12 protein-coding genes and 1 pseudogene are annotated in these 18,692 nt (G+C 61.0%); 9 read left to right on the forward strand and 4 right to left on the reverse strand.

The annotated features are described in order from the left end of the window. From ABNU97_RS06115 to ABNU97_RS06140, 6 genes and pseudogenes are all read left to right on the forward strand, one after another. Positions 1-224: pseudogene (locus ABNU97_RS06115) on the forward strand (transposase); the annotation flags it as partial. A gap of 109 nt (positions 225-333) precedes the next feature. Continuing rightward, the gene (locus ABNU97_RS06120; RefSeq protein ID WP_348765864.1) at positions 334-669 is read left to right on the forward strand and encodes a hypothetical protein; all 336 of its coding nucleotides are present in this window, start codon (positions 334-336) and stop codon (positions 667-669) included. A 225-nt stretch (positions 670-894) separates the two neighbouring features. After that, complete coding sequence (locus tag ABNU97_RS06125; RefSeq protein ID WP_348765865.1) at positions 895-1,593, forward strand: DUF3592 domain-containing protein; 699 nt, start codon at positions 895-897, stop codon at positions 1,591-1,593. Between the two features lie 992 nt (positions 1,594-2,585). Next, positions 2,586-3,812 carry a GGDEF domain-containing protein gene (locus ABNU97_RS06130; protein WP_348765866.1) on the forward strand — a complete coding sequence of 409 codons (1,227 nt, stop codon included), beginning with the start codon at positions 2,586-2,588 and terminating at the stop codon, positions 3,810-3,812. A 24-nt stretch (positions 3,813-3,836) separates the two neighbouring features. Then, positions 3,837-4,280 carry a hypothetical protein gene (locus ABNU97_RS06135; RefSeq protein ID WP_348765867.1) on the forward strand — a complete coding sequence of 148 codons (444 nt, stop codon included), beginning with the start codon at positions 3,837-3,839 and terminating at the stop codon, positions 4,278-4,280. Between the two features lie 222 nt (positions 4,281-4,502). Next, positions 4,503-5,042, forward strand: coding sequence for a hypothetical protein (locus ABNU97_RS06140; RefSeq protein ID WP_348765868.1), 540 nt, complete (start codon positions 4,503-4,505; stop codon positions 5,040-5,042). 136 nt (positions 5,043-5,178) lie between these two features. Here ABNU97_RS06140 and ABNU97_RS06145 read toward each other — a convergent pair whose 3' ends face one another. The 3 genes from ABNU97_RS06145 to ABNU97_RS06155 form a co-directional block, all read right to left on the reverse strand. Continuing rightward, complete coding sequence (locus ABNU97_RS06145; protein WP_348765869.1) at positions 5,179-5,886, reverse strand: phosphodiester glycosidase family protein; 708 nt, start codon at positions 5,884-5,886, stop codon at positions 5,179-5,181. A gap of 681 nt (positions 5,887-6,567) precedes the next feature. Continuing rightward, a complete protein-coding gene (locus ABNU97_RS06150) occupies positions 6,568-8,187 on the reverse strand; it encodes a multicopper oxidase domain-containing protein (protein ID WP_348765870.1) in 1,620 nt (539 codons plus the stop codon). A 145-nt stretch (positions 8,188-8,332) separates the two neighbouring features. Beyond that, entirely contained in the window at positions 8,333-10,081 is a 1,749-nt protein-coding gene (locus ABNU97_RS06155) for an alkaline phosphatase family protein (RefSeq protein ID WP_348765871.1), read from the reverse strand. Positions 10,082-10,646: 565 nt separating this feature from the next. Between ABNU97_RS06155 and ABNU97_RS06160 the strand changes: the two genes are divergently transcribed. Further along, on the forward strand, positions 10,647-11,003 hold the full coding sequence (locus ABNU97_RS06160; protein ID WP_348765872.1) for a nuclear transport factor 2 family protein: 357 nt from the start codon (positions 10,647-10,649) through the stop codon (positions 11,001-11,003). A 185-nt stretch (positions 11,004-11,188) separates the two neighbouring features. Here the strand turns inward: ABNU97_RS06160 and ABNU97_RS06165 are convergent, their stop codons facing one another. After that, positions 11,189-12,919 (reverse strand): alkaline phosphatase D family protein, encoded by a 1,731-nt coding sequence (locus ABNU97_RS06165; RefSeq protein WP_348765873.1) that lies wholly within the window; start codon positions 12,917-12,919, stop codon positions 11,189-11,191. A gap of 571 nt (positions 12,920-13,490) precedes the next feature. Here ABNU97_RS06165 and ABNU97_RS06170 point away from each other — a divergent pair. Both ABNU97_RS06170 and ABNU97_RS06175 read left to right on the forward strand, forming a co-directional pair. Then, positions 13,491-14,696, forward strand: a complete 1,206-nt coding sequence (locus ABNU97_RS06170) for an EAL domain-containing response regulator (protein WP_348765874.1) — start codon at positions 13,491-13,493, stop codon at positions 14,694-14,696. Then, a complete protein-coding gene (locus tag ABNU97_RS06175) occupies positions 14,696-18,232 on the forward strand; it encodes a PAS domain S-box protein (protein WP_348765875.1) in 3,537 nt (1,178 codons plus the stop codon). Before ABNU97_RS06170 ends, ABNU97_RS06175 begins: the two co-directional genes overlap by 1 nt. The last annotated feature ends 460 nt before the right edge of the window (positions 18,233-18,692 follow it).

Genomic DNA, 18,692 nt, shown 5'->3' on the forward strand with positions numbered 1-18,692 from the left:
TGTTGCTCACCTCTGAAAGTGTCCACGGCGCCGGTCGTCTGATGAAACGTCTGGGTCAGCGCTATGTGCAGTACATCAATCGAACATATAAGCGAAGCGGCACGTTATGCGCAGGCTGCTTCCGCCCGTGTTTGAAGCAGGAAGAGAGCACCGTTCCGGGTTGCTATCGGTATATCGAGATAAACCCGGTTCGAGCGGTGATCCTCGATCATGCGGCCGAATAATAGCGGGGCAGACCCTATTTACTCTTTCGAACTTTTGATAGTGCGATGGATGCAAACTGCGTGAAGCTTAGGGTCTAGACGATCACGTCGAAAAGGTTGGCTGAGCGGCATGCTCAACATTCTTTATATTTTGGTAGAGGGTGCTATCCCGGTCTTGCCCTTTATTGCGTTGATCTGTCCGCTCAAGGGCTTGCCTCGCCGTAGCTTCTGGCTGGCCTTGGCATTGCAGGCCGGTCTGATGATTCTCTGGGCACTCCTCGGCGGAACAGTAATCGCAAGGTTGTGGTGGCGGCTAAGCGGTGGTTGTGCGGCCCATGGCGGCGGCTTTGAGGGCGCGTGCGGTTACGCAGGCTTCGCAACGCAGGTGATGGCAGGCTACGCCACCGCGGTCGTCATGACGTCGATCTGCGGTATTTTGCTACGTTACTTGATCAAGAAATATTAGCACCGAGACTTCGTTTCCACGTCTCGAAAAAGCGGAGCCGCCGGCACAGCTCTTTAACCGGCGTTACCGCCTCGGCCTCTTTCAGAAAGCCGATGAACTAATCTTGGGAATATCGCCTCGTCGTGCCCAGTCTGCAGACGTCAGGTGATTGGACTGGGGATGGTCGATGGTCCGATATACTTCGTGTCCTCCGTGTATTTGCCACTAGCGCGTCAAGCAGGAAACATGAAAGTACTTTCGATCGTAAAATATATTTTTACAGTGGCCGGCCTTGGCATGTTGATCGGGGCTTTTTATTCGTTCAATAACACACGAGAGTTCTTGAGCGATGCGCTAACCACTCAAGGTAAAGTCGTTGAACTCGTTCGCTCAAGATCAAGTGACTCGATTACGTATCGACCCGTCGTTGAGTTTACAACACAAGACGGTTTGACTATTGAGTTTGCGTCATCGTCTGGGAGCAATCCGCCAAGCTACACGCGCGGCGAAGCGGTTGACGTTGTGTATCAAGAATCCTCGCCTGAACGGGCGGAAATAAATAGTTTCTTTTCGTTGTGGGGCGCTGCGACCGTTTTGGGACTGCTGGGTTCTGTCTTTTTCATCATCGGCTTTTCGATCATAGTGCTGGCGCGTCGGAAGCGGAGAAAGATACAGGTCTTGAAGAAAAACGGCGTTCCTATCAAGGCGGAAGTTACAGGTGTCGCTATCAATACCTCAGTCCAGGCGAATGGCCGAAGCCCTTATCAGATCGTATCTCAGTGGCAAAACCCGGCGACATCGAAAATACACGTGTTTTCCAGCGAGAACATATGGTTTGATCCGAGTGATTACATCCTTGGTGAACAGATAACGGTTCTGATAGAAAGGAACAACCCCGAAAAATACTACGTCGATATTTCGTTTCTTCCAGAGCTTTCAGGCTGAAAAGGTCTTATTAGGTTGATAGGCACACGGCAGCAGAGTTTGTGATAGGGCGACAGTATATGAATCTCGGCGCCGCTTGCCGACATGACGATCCTCGAGAGTCAATCTCACGGACGGTTGCGGCATACTGCTTAAATAATTTCCGTAGCACGACCACGTATCGAGCCTCGGTGTTGGCGATCACCCGGGAATCGTCGGCGTGAAAGCACTGGCTGATACTCGGCATACAGATTGCACTCTCGCAATGTGGCGATGGTTTTATCTGGGGATGGGCCGGGGAGGTTTGGAAACTGCCACAGTGATGAACTGACACAGCACGGATAATGGCTAACCGGTCTATGGGGCTCGCCAGGTTTGTCGGATTACCGCCTAGCTGGAGCGAAACAGCTGTAATACCTGTAACCCCAGTGTGGATTGCCGGGCACGTACCGCTTATTTCCACCCAGATGAGCTGGACTGACCCGATGTGAGTGGCACCGAGCGAGCGCCAAAGAGCCTATCTAGAACCGTCCGTTACGAACTCGATCCGGGTTTGTTCGATGAGATTCGATCAGTGACGAACGGAAATAGCCTATTTGGGCTCGAGCGATTCCCAGCGCAGGTCGAGCGGATGCTTGGCCGCCGCGTGACGCGTGGAATGCCAGGTCGGCTCAGGAAGGTAGAATCAAAACCTGGGCGTTGAACGAAACCGTGGTCTGTGCCCGTTTGCCTGCCCACGCGCTATCGTTGATCAGCTTTCAAGAGCGCCGGCCTTCTCCATAGCCTGGACGGGCAAAGGGGCGGGGTAGACACCGAGTCTGCGCCGGTTATCTCTGCTAATAAATGCGTTTGCGCTGCCGATAACTGCATTGCGGTTGCGACTTCGGCGGCGTGCGTTTACAAGCCCGGCCCGTCGGGTGTGGCGCGTATCGAGGCGCGGCTGCGATACATAGGCGGCGCTTAGAGCCCGCCAACAACTCGCGCTGAAACGGGAAATAAGACAAAGGACAAGTATGGCGCGTCATCAGGAGTTGCCCTGGCGTATTCTCGATCGGCACGGGTTAACGCTGACCAACCCGATGGACTGGCGTGCGATCGATCGGCACATACTGCTGGCGGTGCTCGTGATGCTCGCCCCGCTGTGCTTGGGGGGCTATCTGCTGGGCACCCTGGTGATAGCGCCGGAATTCCTGCACGTCGACGTGGCGATCGCGCTCCTGGCTTTCTATGCTCTGTTCAGCGTGGTGTTTGGCAGCCTTATCACCAGCGCGTTCTTTCTGCGACGGCAAGTCGACGAATGGCGCAGCTTTGAATACGTCGTCATCTACGGCTTTATCGTGGTCGTGCTGCTTACCGGTTATCTAACCGGAACCTATCTATCGCACGCATTGCTGCTGCTGTTTCTCGGGGTCAATATCACCAGCGCGCTTTCCGATGTCGACAAAATCCGCGTTGCGTACTGGCAAGTCGGCGCTGTGTTGAGTGTCATGACCGGCGTGAACCTGCTGGGCTGGGCGACCTATGCCCCGCTGTTCAGCCAGTCCGTACACACTCCGGCCGGGGCGCCGTTCATGGGCTGGTTCTTCGCCGAAATTTTTCTGGCCGCCGTGCTCTTTGCGCTGGTCTATCTGGTCACTTCGGCGATCAAGCGTTGGGTGGTCCGTGAGGAATTATTCAAGAATATGTCCAAGACGGATGGGCTGACCCAGTTAACCAACCGCAGCACGTTCATCGACCAGGCCAGCAAAGAAATCGCCCGCGGCAAGCGTTTTATAGATGAATCCCGCCCGTGGATAAGCTGTGTGATGATCGACCTGGACTATTTCAAACAGATCAACGACACCCTCGGTCATGCGGCCGGCGATGCCACGCTCGTCGACGTATCGCGGATCCTGAAGAACAACGTTCGTGAATACGACGAAGTAGGCCGCTACGGGGGTGAGGAGTTTTCGGTAATGCTACCGGCGACCGGCCCGGAAACGGCGCGAGCCATCGCCGAGCGATTGCGGCATGCGATCGAAGCCTCGGAGGTTCATTACGGCGACCGACCCATTCGCTATACCGCAAGCTTCGGTGTCGCCTCCCAACGGTATGCCCAACTCGAAGAACTTAACGACCTGCTCAAGGAGGCCGACGCCGCACTCTACGACGCCAAGAGATCCGGTCGAAACCGCGTCGTTTTCTACAATTCCGATGTCGGCGCGGGGCGAAGTGGGAAGCAGGTCAAGGCGCTCGGCTGACAAAGGACGGGAGCCGGGGAGGTTATGCGTTTTTTGACCGGCGAGGGTAAGAGTCGCCTCAAACGCTTCCTAACGCCTCGGACTGCCAGAATGGGTTGGCTGGTGCTCACGGGTATCGCGTCCTTTGTCGCTATGAAAGTGGCCGATTACAAGGAATATCAGTTCGGTGAGGTGTTCTGTTCGAGCCTGCTTTCGCAACGGGACGAGATCGAGTTCGAGTCCCAAGACTTTGAGAATGAAAAATCCTACGCGAGCTTTCGGTCAACGGAACCGCTTGATTCCGTCGAGCAAGCGCGCGCTTATAGTGCGGAGCTGAATGGTGTTTTGACGGCTACGTTTTGCGAGGCCCGGGCGATAGCGGAACTCGAAGACGAACAGGACCATTTCATGGTTGTTATTAGAGGGTCCTTAGACGGCTCTAATAGGATTATCGTCAGCAAGATTATGTCCGGCGATAGCTGCCAGTAAGCGGGTCGCTTCAGGTTCCAATCGCGATAAGGCCGTTCTGGGCGGGGCTTCGTTAGGCGTTTCGGGGATCGAGGACAGTACAAACATCTTGGCGCTCCTTGCTGTCATGACGACCCTTGAGAGCGAATTTCCCGCACCGCTGCAGTAGACTGACCGAAGGATCTCCGTAGCGCGACCACCAATCGCGGTTTGGACGTTGGTCATCACCCAGGGGTCGTCATCGTGAAAGCACAGGCCGATACGCAGCACATAGACGGCATTCTCGAACCCTGGCAGGCGACTATCGGGCGAGATTACGAGGGCTATCGGAATCATGTGGTTCGGATGGCTACGTTTTGCCTCATGCTCAAGCCTTGCAGCCCGCAGGCGCAACGCCGGATCGAGATCGCGGCTTGCTTTCACGATATCGGCATTTGGACCGCCGATACGCTCGACTACCTGGAGCCGTCCGTACCGCCGGCGCTGAGCTACCTCGATGCGCACGGTCTATCTGATTGGGGGCCGGAAATCACCGAAATGATTCTCGAGCACCATCGCGTTCGCGAGATCACGCACGGGCTAACGCCGCTGGTCGAACTGTTCAGGAAAGGCGATCTGGTGGATTTCTCGAAGGGAATCGTTCGGTTTGGCCTGCCTAGACGGATGGTCCGCGACGTCATGCAGACCTACCCGAACGCAGGGTTTCACCGAATGCTCGTCAAGGCTGCTGGGAAATGGTTTGTCAGGCATCCCCTGAATCCAATGCCGATGATGAAATGGTGATCGGCTAGCGCGAGCGCGTCTTGGCGGCGATCGAGCGTCGCGGTACCCGTCGTATTGGAAGTTTCGTCCGTGATACTGGCGCTGACATGGGCACCGACTCGTGGGCCGCGTGAATGACCTTTGCCGCGGACTGCGCTTACGGCGAGCCTGGTTCGCTGTTGCCTGATGCGACAACACCAAACATCGGCCCGTAGCCCCCGTGCCAGGAGGCGTCGTATCGCTTGAGGGCGGGGCTGTATATGCCGGCGCCGCGTCCGCCGTCGAGGAACAGGGCGTTGGGGCAGTCGAGGTGGTCTCGGAACAGGCGGGCGAATTCGTGGAAGTTCACGCCGCTTTCGCTGATGGCGAACCGCACTGCGCCGTTTTTGCACACGCCCACGCCGCTGCGGCGGGCAAGCGAGGTGGAGCCTTCGATCAGTGCGGGGTGCAGCACGTTATCGCTGACGAGCATGGGCCCGGACTGGGTGGCGAAGCGAGGCGACAGGTCGGCGTCTGCATAGGCCGAGGTGGGGAGAATGCCCGCGCGGCCGTTCGCAAGATAGAACACGCCGTTGGGTTGCTTGTAGAAGTTGGGCACCTGGGCGGGCGGCGCATCGATGCTGCGGGTGTTCAACGGGCGCAGGGTTTCGCCGTTCTCGATATACAATCCTACGGGCACGAAGTCGGTGGTGTACATGCCGGCATTCAGGGCGAATTGCAGCGTATCGCCGCGGGCCTGTATTTCGTCGGCGAGGCGGTCGAATTGGCGATACGGTTCGCCGTGCGCGTCGCGCCAGAACAGGCGTAGATCGCTAGACGCCGCATCGAAGGTGCAGACGATATAGACGCTGTGTCCGAACGACACGTCACTGCAGCCGCGCGCCTGCACTGCTTGAGCGCGCGTCGCGAAAGCGAGCGATAAGAAGAGCAAGACCCGTAAGAGCGGGCGCGTCGCAATCATGGGCGGAGGGTGGGGCGGCTACGAATTGATGGGGTATCTTGGGCGACGCGGTGGTCGGCGTCCAAAGATACACGGGCTGACCGGGTGTATCGGCGCGGCATTCGCGGGCATGGACCCAAAAGCGCGATGGTCCGAAGGTGGTGTCCGTGACAACGGACAACATCTCTAGAAGTGGTTCAGGCTGCAGGCGGTCGAGATACCGCGGCTATTCGATAAGCCCCGGTCAGAGGGGCTGTATGAGTAGGGCTTGCTGCGCAACCCGCGCGGCCGGCGGCGCGACGCACCGGGGACAAAGACGAAGACACGCTGTTTCGTGAGCCTGGCGACAGGCCGGAACGGATCGGCGATCTGCAGCCGGCGCTACGAACAGGCGAGCGGGGCCGCGCAAAGAATGGCGTCGAGCTCAGTGGTCCTGTTTAATGGCGATCGCTGCCCACGATATGTCAGCCGCCAAGGGTTGACCCGAGGCGACTATGGCATGGATCCGCTGTATGGGCTGTCGCATGCTCACGAAGACGATGGACGACAGGCGACGACAGGGACCGCGCGTTTTTTGTCTGTGCCATCGCGCTTCATGCGGGCTTGCTACGTGGCGTCGGAACGGTCAGCCGGTGATGGCTTGAGAATATACGGACGCATCATCTCGTTGGCGGCGTGCTCCCAGATGTGGCAGTGCCAGACATAGCGCCCCGGATAGCCATCAAACGGCACGATAATGCGGGTGACCGTGCCGGGATGGGCTTGTACCGTGTCTTTCCAGCCCCGCTCCTGGGGTAGCGGTGGGCGGGCGTCGCCCAGATAACGCAGCTTGTCGAAATTCTGGTAGCTGAAGATGTCCATCGGCCGGCGGTCGAGTATCTGGAAACGCACCAGATGCAGGTGAATGGGGTGGGTGTCTTCGGTGAGATTGATGAGATGCCATATCTCGACCGTGCCCAGGACCGGGTCTTCGGTCACCTGTGAATACCAGCGCTTGCCGCCGAGAAGCATCAGCATCGAGTCGCCGCTGGGTTTCATGTACTCGTCGAGTGTGAGGTCTCGGGTTCGAACCGCCTGCGACTGGGCAATCGGTTGAACCGGGCGCAGCCGACTGGGCAGGGGCGGGTTGTCGGCGGCTGGCGTACGGCCCACGCGGAACTGCAGAATGGCGCGCCCGTCGTTGGTAAGCGTGAACGTTTGGCCGCGCCACTGCGAAAAATCGATGATCAGGTCGGCGCGCTCGGCAGGCGCGAGCAGCAGTGTCTCCAGTTCGACCGGCGCGCCGAACAGGCCCTGATCGCTGCCGATCTGGAAAAAATGGCGTTGGCCGGCCAACGCCAGGCGCAGGAACCGCTGGTTGGAGCCGTTGACCAGACGCAGGCGATACCGGCGCGGCTCGACCTCGGTAAACGGAAACAGCTTGCCGTTGAGCATCACGGCGTTGCCGCTTACCTCGGCAATCCAGGGATGATCCGGGATGCCCGAATCCGGGTAGTAGAGCTGGCCTTCGGCGTTGAAGTTGCGATCGGCAAGCAGCAGCGGGATTTCATAGTCGCCGCGGGGCAGCTCAAGCGCGTCCTCGACGTCGTCGCGTATGAAGAACATGCCCATCAACCCGGCATAGTGATTGAGTCGGGATACGCCCATGGCATGGTCGTGATACCACAGCCCGGTGGCGTCCTGACCGTTGGGGTAATGCCCGATGCGCGATTCGCCCGGTGGATACCAGTCTTCGGGAAAGCCATCGCTATCTGCCGGGGTACGGCCGCCGTGTACGTGCACGACGCTGCGTACGGCCTGGGCGCCGGGCGACATGCCGCATAGCGTGTAGTCGACCGGCAGGAAATGCTGCGTGGGCAGGTTGTTGATCCACTCCACCGACAGGGGCTGGCCGGACCGGGTTTCGAACGTGGGGCCGGGATGATGCCCGTCGTAGGTCCACATGCGGGTGGCCGGCAGATCGCGATGGACCTTGACCGGCGCTGCGCGCATTTCGATACGGTAATGCGCCGACTCGCCGTTAGGCTGGGCCGGCGTTACGGGCTGGGCGACGGGCGGGATCGGCAGGGCATCCACGAACGGCTCGAGTGTGGCGGGATCGATGAACAGGGCCTTGGCAGAGTTGCTTCGCCCCGGCGTATTGGAGCCGGCCCAGGCCGGGAACGTGAGTGTGGTGCCAGCCAGCCCGGCACCGGCCGCGAGCAAGTCACGTCGACTGATTGTCATCTGGTCACCCATCGTCTGCTGCCTGCTGCGCTGCAGGCCATGCTCGAAAAGGAAAAAACGAACACGCGCCGGTGCGCGTGTTCGCAGGTTCTATGGCCGTCGGTGGCGAAATTCCTGTCATCGCCGCAGCCGGGGCGTTGGCGCCTTATGTCGAGGGTTGGCCGGTGGCTGCGTCGAGGATCAGAGTGCGTGCGTTCGGGGCCGTCTTCGAGGCGAAGTCGAACATGTTGTCGAGTGGCCCCGACAGGGCATCGAACGAACCTTGACCCAGACGTTTAGAGTCCAGCCAGTTGTCCTCGATGAACCGCATGATCGAGGTCTGGTCCGTGACCGTGTGGTCGACGAAATTGGACTTGGCCCATGGCGAGACCACCAGCAGGGGCAGCCTCGGGCCATAGCCACAGCGGCCCTGGGCCGGGCTGCCGTCGATACCGTCGAGCGGCTGGCTGCGCTGCACCGAGCCATCCCCGCCGGCGTTGCAGGTTCCGGCACCGTTCAAAGCATCCTGTATCGAGTCCGACGGGTTGCGATTGGGGCTGTAGCGATGGTCGTACCACCCGTCCGAGTCGTCATAGGCGATGACCACGGCCGTGTGGTCCCAGTCGGGGTGCTGCTGCAGGGTGTTGATCACCTTGACGATGAAGTGCTGCTCGTCGATCGGATCCGAATAGCCGGCATGGCCATCTTCATAGGCCGGAGCCTTCAGAAAGCTGACCGCCGGAAAATTGCCGGCCTTTAGAGCGGCGAAGAAATCGTCGCTGTCGTATTGATGGTTGGCCGGGTCCTTGACCTGTGTGGCATTGCCGTTGGCGTCCACTTCGAACGTGTGGCCAATGGCGGCAACCGAACTCGGGCGTTTGTGCTCCAGGTTGGCTGTCGAGGGGTAGTACTGGAACGGCTCGTGATGCGGAATATAGTCGGACGAGATCACGGGCGCGTTGTCGTCGCTGCTAAGGCCGGTGCGACGGACGCGTGTTTTGTGGCTGCGCTGGCAGCCGGTGCTGCCGTCTTCGTTGACCTGGGTAAGGTCGAAGCCGCCCTCGAACCAACCCCAGGTGATGTGCTGTTCGTTGAGCATGTCGCCGATATTGCGCCCGCCCATACGCACCTGGGTCGTGCCCGAGCATACATCCCCCATCGGGTCGGGATCGCCGGTGAGTGTTTTGCCGCCGTTGCCGTCGGCGACATAGCCATACGTGGCGTCAGACGGGCTGATGGCGACAATACCGTTGGTCTGACCCGACACCAGATTAATGGCGCCGGGCGTGGACGGGCCGAAATTGGTGCCGTAAGAATTGTCGCTCATGGCGTAGCGCTGGGCGTAATTCCACAGCGCTGTGACGGTATTGCCGTCGTAATAACCCATGACCAGGCCCTTGTTCTGGGTGGTGTCGCTGTCGCTCACGCCCGGCGGCGGCCCGCCGCGGCCCACTGACAGCGGGAACAAATCCATGGCGCCATTGTTGAACGCCATCTGCTCGGGCCCATAGCTGTGGTCCTGATCCGCTGTCAGTGCCTGGGCGCGATCCAGGCGGAAGGGGTTGCTCGCGCCGGTTTCGTTCTTCGGATTCTGGTTGGGATTGTTCGTGAGCAACTCGGTGGTGTAGGTATCGATGCTGCTCGGCGTATCCGCGGCCGCCGTGAACTGCGGCTCGCCTTGCGGATTGGTGGCTTCGGGATAGGTGCCGAAATAGTGGTCGAAGGAGATGTTCTCCGCAAAGATCACCACCAGATGATCGATCGGCGTTGCGGTCTGCGAGCTGGTCGAGCCCGGCATCGACCCGCCGGAGGATGCATCACCCGCCTGCGAGACCTTGTCGTTGTCGTCGCTACAACCGGCTGCGGCCAGCAACAGGCCGGCAACCGCAATACTTGCGATCAGTCGATACGCCATGGATAGCCCCTCGTCCGAAAAAAAACCTTCATGGTGAAGACATATAAAATAAGTGAGGCGGATGACAATGCCGTGACCCCGGGCTCGCCCGGCGTTCGACTACCGATGCCGGATGTCACCCAGGCCGTCGGCATGGCGGGCCCGCTGCGGTGCCTCTCCGCTATTACGCGGCCCGTTGGACGGGGGGTATCGTGGATGCACGCCACAGGCCGCGCGTGCGGCGGCATCGGCGCGCGCTATTCGACTAGCCGCTATCGAGCGCGAAAGGACTTCCAGGGCTGTATGGGGTTATGTCGCTGCCAGTGGCATTATGGTGACGCGCATCGCCCAGCCCACGTCGTGTTCTTAGCAGCGGCTTGCATGCGAATCGGCCCGCACAACGTCTCGTCTTGATTAGGTAAGGAGCTGCGCGAAGACTAGCCAGGGGCGACGCATGCCTGGAGCGGTCTGGGCTGCGCGTGTTGGCTTGTAGCCTGGCCTTGATCTATCGCAACCAACGATCGGGCGTTGGCTATAGCATGGCGGCCGTATTCGTCGTCGGCATTCCGGGTAAAGGGTATGGGTTATGGATAAAGACCAAGCGCTGGCGTTCGCGCATGAGTGGGTGGCGGCATGGAATGCCCATGACCTGGGCGGGATTCTGGCCCATTACGAAGAGGATTTCGAAATGGCGTCGCCTGCGATCAGTCGCTTGACCGGCGAGGCGTCGGGCAGGCTCAAGGGCAAGGCGGCGGTTGGGGAATACTGGGCGGGCGCGCTCGAAAAGTTTCCCGATCTTCGGTTCGAGCTGCTGCATGTGCTCCGGGGCGCGGACAGCGTGACGCTGGTCTATCAGGGCGTGCTTGGATTGTCTGCCGAAGTGTTTCATTTTTCGCCGTCGGGGAAGGTCGCGAGGGCTTTCGCGCATTACGATCTACCGTGATCGAATGCGGACGCGGTCGATGCGAACCGGGGTCGAACGCTGCGGCCACGCCTGACGTAACTTTGCACCTGTAATGGCTTTCCAGGTTTCGGCCGGGTTGCGCTTATTCAACGTTCGGGCTGGTAAATTGGGCGCTTCGGGTTGAGGCCCCGCTTACATCTTTACGTCGAATGGTTCGGCCGCCGTCAGGTTTTCCAGAGCCAGGGCACGCTGTTCATTACCCGGAAAGTCGCCAGCTCGCGCACGCCCGGGTCGGGGGCGGCGATGGTATCGACAGCCATATAGCGGCAGGTCAGGGCGGCTTCGCTCATCTCGAGCACGGCATAGCCATGGGCGGCCGAGTTCCAGTAGCGGATATGGGGGTTGGCCAGGCGCACCGCGGGTTCGAGTTTGTTGGCACGCAGGCCAAGCCGGTCGGCCGGCATGGGCGCGCTCGGCAGGTTCAGCCCGGCGCGAATCTGGTCTTCGAGGTTGGCGGAGGTCACCGAGCCCACCATCAGCTCCACGCCCACGGGGTATTCGAAGAAGTCGTCGAAATCGGTCTTGAGATAGCCGGCCGTGAATGTGTGCAGATCGCCGGTCAGGGCAACCAGGTTGGTGGTGCCGGCGTCGCGCAGGGTCGACAGGATATGCCGGCGCTCGGCGGGGTAGCCGTCCCACTGGTCGAGGTTGACGAATAGCTCGCCTACCTTGAGCTGCATGAGCATCACTTCGTTGGCCCAGAGTTTCCAGCGGGCGGGGGAGCGGGTCACCGCGTCGATGAACCAGTCGCGCTGCGTGTGGCCCAGCATCGTGCGATCAGCGTCTTCGCGGGCACGGCAGCCGAGCGTGGCATAACGCTCGCCGACGGTGTCGGTGCCACAGGGTGGGCCGTCGCGATACAGGCGTTCGTCGGTGGCGATCAGCTCGGCGAGCTGGCCGAAGCGAAAGCTGCGATAGATTTGGATCGATTCGTTCCAGGGCCGGTCGGCGTCGAAGGCGGTATTCGCCGGGATATACTCGCTCCAGGCACGATTGGCGGCCTGGCGCAGGGCCGGTCTCGGCGTGGTCGCACCCGTGTCGGTATCCGGGGGCACGTTGCCGTGACAATCGTTACCGAATTCGTGATCGTCCCAGATGGCGATCATGGCAAAGCGCTCGTGCAGACGCTGCAGCTCGGCGTCGCTGCGATAGCTGCGATACAGGTAACGATAGTCATCGATGTCGGCCGGCGTGGGGTTGCCGGAAGGCAGCGGGCCAATCGGGCGCGCGCCGCCCTGCTGAAAACCGGCATCGACGGTTTCGTAGATGTAGTCGCCCAGGTGGATGACGTAGTCCACGTCTTCCTCGGCGACGCGGGCAAGGGCGTTGTAGAAACCGAAGCCGTAGTCCTGACAGGTGATATAGCCCAGCCGCAGCCGTTCGGGGTTGGCCTCGGCGGAGGGCAGCGTCTTGAACCGCCCGGTGCGGCTGGCCACGCCCTGCAAAATGAAACGGTAGTAATACGTTTTGAAACCGCTCAGCGCCGAATGGGCGATGGCGAGCTTGACGGTAAAGTCGCCCGCGGCACCTGCACGGGCGGCGCCGGCGAGAACGACGTTGCTGAATTCTTCGTCCGTCGCGATCTGCCAGTTCACGACCGCGTCGCCGGCTGCGGCCTCGCTCTCCGGGGCGAGCCGGGTCCACAGCACGATGCCCTGTTCCTTCGGGTCGCCCGAGGCGACGCTCTGGGGAAACCACGCTGCCTGATGCCGGGCTGTGGCGGCGTCGTCAACAGCGCAGGCCTGCCCCTGCGGGCCGATATCGGCCGAATCGATGAACGGCACCGGGCTTTCGAATACGCCGCCCAGCGCCCGGGCCCAGCCCGGGGTGGCGGTCAGGCTCCAGCCGACCGCGCCCGCAGCCGATAAAGTCGAAAGAAAACGCCGACGATCCATGAAAGCCCCCGCAGCGCGCTCCAGGATGAGTGCGTTAAACACTAACTGCGGCAGGTGACAGGAAGACTACGTGCCCGGAATGTGGTGAGTGGCTGACTTGATCTTGCAACCGCTTGGGTGAGCCAGCGATATGCGATTTTTCGCACAAATCTGCGCGATCTAGAGCGACGGCGTTGTTGGCCGAGCTTGTCGGCGGTAATTGCCTGGCTATGCAGCCTCGCGCAAGGGGGCAGTCTGTTTTTTTAGAGAGGGCGACATACCGCGGGTGGTCGTCCCGCAGGCGTGCTTTGTCAACCCTCGTATCGCTTTGTCGGATCGACCGATAGCGCCGAATCGCTGCATGTCACACGTACAAAGGAGGGCTTGCGGCGAAACAACGTGTTTTTTATTTGAAGTGAGACAAAAGGCTACCGTTATTTACGTGAAATTTCGGATAGGAGTAGGGTGGTAGAAACAATTATAGATAGTTGCTGGACGACAAATAATAGGGCCGACTGATTACTGGCGAGGGCCTCTTGGAAGAGTGCTGCCAGACAGCCAAGTTCAGACATATGCGAGTGCGCGGAGTGTCATGGTTGAACAACGGGGGACACCAAGACGTCTATTGGTGCTGGACGACGAGCGTGACGTAGGGGCGACCATCTGCATGATGGCCCGCAACGCAGGCTATGAGACGGACTACACCGATCGTATCGACGTGTTCATGGAGCGGTTGGAGACCGCCCCGCCGACCCATGTGGCCGTCGACCTGCAGTTGGGCGACGGCGACGGCATCGACGTCATCCATCGCCTGGCAAAACTGGATTGTGGCGCCGGCCTGATTATCGTGTCGGGCCTGGGTGGGCGGATTCTGGAATCCGCGGCGCGTGCGGCGGTCGAAAATGGCCTGTGGCTCACCGGCACGCTGGCCAAGCCGTTTTCGTATGCCGAGCTTAAATCGCTGCTGATCGCAGTCGAGTCGAGGGCGCCGGAGAACGTCGGGTTTCTTCCAGAACGTTCGATTCGAAGCGTGTCCAGGGCCGAGCTTGCCGATGCGCTCGCCGCCGAGGCGTTCGTCGCCCATTATCAGCCGAAGATATCGCTCGCCACGGGCGCCCTGGTCGGCTTCGAATGTCTTGCCCGCTGGCAGGCCAACAAGCGCGACTTGATAGCGCCCGATGTATTCATCGGCTGTGCCGAGCAGACCGGTCAGATACACGAGCTGACCCGACAGGTCTATCGCTACGCTTTGACGTGGCGTCCGCCCGATATCGGTGGCAAGCCGCTGAAGTACGCGCTCAATCTGTCGCCGCTCAACCTTGGCGACGAGGACTTCCCGCGCTGGCTATTCGAGGAATGCAAGGCGCAGGGCATCGCGCCGTCGCAGGTGATCCTCGAGATCACGGAGACAGCCAGCCTGAACAACCCGCTGGTGCTGCTCGAAAATCTGACCCAGTTCCGTATTCGGGGTTTCGAACTGTCGATCGATGACTTTGGCGTGGGCTATTCATCGATGGTGCAGCTGGCGCGGCTGCCGTTTTCCGAACTCAAGATCGATCGCATGTTCGTGAAAAGTCTGGCGACGTCCGAGGAGTCGATGAAGATCGTCAGCGCGGTGATCGGTCTGGGCCATTCGCTTGGCCTGAACGTGGTGGCCGAAGGGGTCGAGGGCAGCCAGGCATTGGAGCTGTTGTATCGGGTGGGCTGCGATCAGGCCCAGGGCTACTTCATCGCCAAACCCATGAGTCATCAGGCCGCCGCGCTCTGGCAGGCAACCTGCGGGCGGCAAGACGGATGATGCAGCCGGACGACGATACTTACAGGCGGCTGTTCAAGGCCGCGCCGGGCAAGATTCTCGTGCTGTTACCCCGCAGCTTCGAGATCGTGACCGCAACCGATGAATACCTTGCCGCGACGGCAAAACGTGAACAGGACATCGTCGGCAAGCGCGTATTCGACGCCTTCCCGGATGATCCGACCGATCCGTTGGCAGACGGCGAGCGAAATCTGCTGGCGTCGCTGGAACGGGTCGAGGCGCTCAAGGCGCCGGACACCATGGGTATACAGCGCTACCCGCTGCGTTCGCCGCAGGGCACGTTCGAAGAACGCTTCTGGAGCTCGATGAATACTCCCGTGCTGGACGAGCACGGCGAGATCGAGTTCATCCTGCATCGAACCGAGGACATTACCGGCGTCATCGACTACAGCGAGGACACGCGACCCGTGGACGCCGCGACCCGACAGGATCCGGCCGCCGTACGCGATATCGTGCTCAGGTCGCAGGAGCTTCGCCAGGCGCTGTCCAAACTCCAGGAGTACGAAGCGCGCATGCGCGCCGCCGAGCGCATGCTCAATCTGGGTACGTGGGAGTACCGGCCGAAGACCGGCGACTTGAGCTGGTCGGCCCAGGTTTTTGATATTCACGATCGACCCATCAGCGAGGGCGCGCCGGATCTGGACAGTTATTTTGCGCTGGTGCATCCGGGCGACCAGGCGGATGCACGCGTGGCCTACCTGCAGTTTTTGAACCGCCAGACGCCACAGATATTGCTGGAACACCGGATACGTACGCGCAGCGGTGAGGTGCGGCATATCAAGGCCGTGGGCGAACGCCACCGTCGTGCCGATGACGAGATCGTGGTCGGCTATGTGCAGGACGTGACCTCGCTGATGCGCACCCGCGAAAAGCTCACCCAGGCAGAGCAGCTTCTGCGCCTGGCCGGCGAAAAGGCGAAGTTGGGTGGCTGGCGCGTGGCGCTGGAGTCTCGATCCGTGGTCTGGACATCGGAGACGGCCGCAATTCACGGCATGCCTGCCGGCTATTCGCCGCACACCGTCGAAGAAGCGATCGGTTTCTATGCCCCTGGCGATCGAGAGGTGATTCAGAGCGTTTTCAAACGCTGTGTGCAGCAGGGTACGAGTTTCGATGTCGTCAGCAGGTTGCATACCGCCGATGGCAGGCAATCCTGGGTGCGCAGCCTCGGCGTGGCCGAGCGCGACGAGCACGGCCAAGTGGTGGCAGTGCAGGGGGCGTTTCAGGACATAACGAGCCTGCAGGAGGCCCGCCAGCGCGCCGACAAGGCCGATAAGGCCCGGATCGATATTCTCGAGAGCATCGGTGATGCTTTTTACGCGCTCGACCACGACTGGAATTTCACCTACCTGAACCGCAAGGCCTGTGCGCTGCTCGAACGCCCGGCGGCCGAGCTGCTCGGCCGCAATCTCTGGGCCGAGTTTCCCGACACGCTCGGTAAAGCTGTCGAGCAGAAATACCGCCATGCCGTCGCCGGACAGCGAACGGTTCACTTCCAGAGCTACTGCGCGCCGCGGGGCAAGTGGCTGGAAATCAGCGCCTACCCCATACCGGAAGGTCTGGCCGTCTATCTTCGCGACGTGACGCAACAGCGCGAATACCAGGATCAGCTGCGCATGATCGAAGCCGCCCTCGCGCGCCAGGACGATACGGTGATCATCACCGAAGCTGCGCCCGCCGACGCCCCGCAGCAGCCGCGCGTCGTCTACGTGAACGATGCCTACGAGCGTTTGACCGGCCGGGCCAAAGAGCAGGTGCTGGGGCAACGGCCCTGGTTCTTGCAGGATACGGGCCCCGACGCGCAGCAGTTAGCCCGGATTCGCACGGCGTTGTATCGGCACCAGCCGATTCGCTGCGAGCTGCGGGATCAAAAGCGATCCGGCACGGTGTACTGGCTGGAAGTCGAGGTCACGCCGCTGTTCGATGCCGCGGGCGAGTGCACCCATTTTGTGGCCGTGCAGCGCGATATTTCGCGACGCAAGGCCCAGGAAGCAGAGATTCGAGAGGCCAGGGAGCGGTTCGAACTGATCTCGCGCGCGGTTAACGACGTGATCTGGGACTGGGATCTGGTCAGCGGGCAGGTGTGGTGGAACGACGCGGTGACTGCAGTATTCGGCTATGCCCATGACGAGCTGGATGGCGGTCGCCAATCCTGGCGGCAATGCGTTCACGAAGAGGATCGTGAGCGCGTCGCCCAGAGCGTGGCCGACGTGATCGACAGCGGGGCGGTGCTCTGGCGCGGCGAGTATCGCTTCTTCAGAAAAAATTGCCAGATCGCCAGCGTCGTGGACCGCGGCTTTGTGCTTCGAGACGAGTCCGGCCGGGCGATTCGCATGGTCGGCAGCATGCTCGACATCAGCGAGCGCATCGATATGGAAGCACGCCTGCGCGAAGCGCAGAAGCTCGAAGCGGTGGGCCATCTCACCGGCGGCGTCGCACACGATTTCAACAATCTTCTGACCGTCATCCTCGGCAACGCCGAAGTGCTGGCAGAGCAGGCAACCGATGTGATGCTCAGCCAGATGGCGCAGATGACGGTTGCCGCGGCACAGCGCGGTGCCGAGTTGACCAATCGGCTCCTCGCGTTTGCCCGCCGACAACCTCTTAACCCCGAACTGGCCGACGTCAACGAGCGGGTGCAGGCCATTCAGCCGCTCGTTCGGCGAACCTTGCCGGCGAATATCGAGCTTGAAACCGCGCTCGATCCGCAGCTGGGCAGCACCGAAATCGATGCCAGCGAACTGGATACCGCGTTATTGAACCTGGTGGTGAACGCGCGCGACGCGATGCCGGAAGGCGGCAAGCTCACCATCGAAACCGCCAACAGCGTGCTCGACGAACACTATGCCGAGCGGCATTCGGAGGTCGAGCCCGGCGATTACGTGATGATCGGCGTATCCGATACAGGTAGCGGCATGGACGCAGCGACCGTGGCCCGCGCCTTCGAGCCGTTCTTTACCACCAAGGCGGTGGGCAAGGGCAGCGGCCTGGGGCTGAGCATGGTGTTCGGGTTCACCAAGCAGTCGGGCGGGCATATCAAGATCTATTCCGAGCCGGGGGAGGGCACCTGCGTAAAGCTCTATTTCCCCCGTTCGAACGATGACTTGCCGCTGGGCCGCGTGCCGTCGAAGCAGCCGTCCTATCGCGGCGGCAGCGAGCATATCCTCATTGCCGAGGACGACGATCTGGTACTGACCCATCTGGAAGGCCAGCTACGTTCGCTGGGGTATCGGGTGACGGTTTGCACGTCCGGCCCGGCCGCACTGAGCGCCCTGGAACGCCAGCCAAATATCGATCTGCTGCTTACCGATATCATCATGCCCGGAGGCATGACCGGCCGCCAGCTGGCCGACCGGGCGGTTGCACGCTATCCCCGATTGAAGGTTTTGTTCACCTCCGGCTATACCGAGAACGCCATCGTGCATCAGGGGCGCCTGGATCCGGGCGTCGAGTTGCTGAGCAAACCCTATACCCGGCAGGAACTGGCCGCCAAGGTTCGTGTCGTGCTGGACAGCGCATAGCTGCGCCACCCCGGGCGTGACCGCCGGCCACGGATTGGACTAATCGGCGTCGCTCTCAACGCGTGTCTGCGAGGGCAGGTGCGCCACGGCCGGCGGCCGTGGCGCCATTGGAAAGGCCGGACACATGCCCGCGTTTCGTTCGATGGCGTTGAAAACAGCTGGTGCAGTCCGTTGTTTGGGTATCGGATCAGTAGTCATATCCGATGTCGGCGTCGCGACGCCGCCGCGTGGCCGTCGCGCCGGGGCGCTCGATTTACATACCGGCCGATCGCCGTTCGCTCGCGGCCGTTCGCCCCACCGCAATGGGGCACGGGCAGAAGCCGCGGGCCCAGCGCGGTCGGCTTCGGCGGCCCCACGCATTCGCCCATCCCGACACGAGTGCAGGCGCCTTCGCCGCCCGCGCCAACAGCCCGCATGCATTCGCATAGGCGTGGTCAACCCGAACGTCGATTTTCGGTCG

It is taken from the genome of uncultured Salinisphaera sp. (assembly GCF_964012375.1).
Classification (GTDB): domain Bacteria; phylum Pseudomonadota; class Gammaproteobacteria; order Nevskiales; family Salinisphaeraceae; genus Salinisphaera.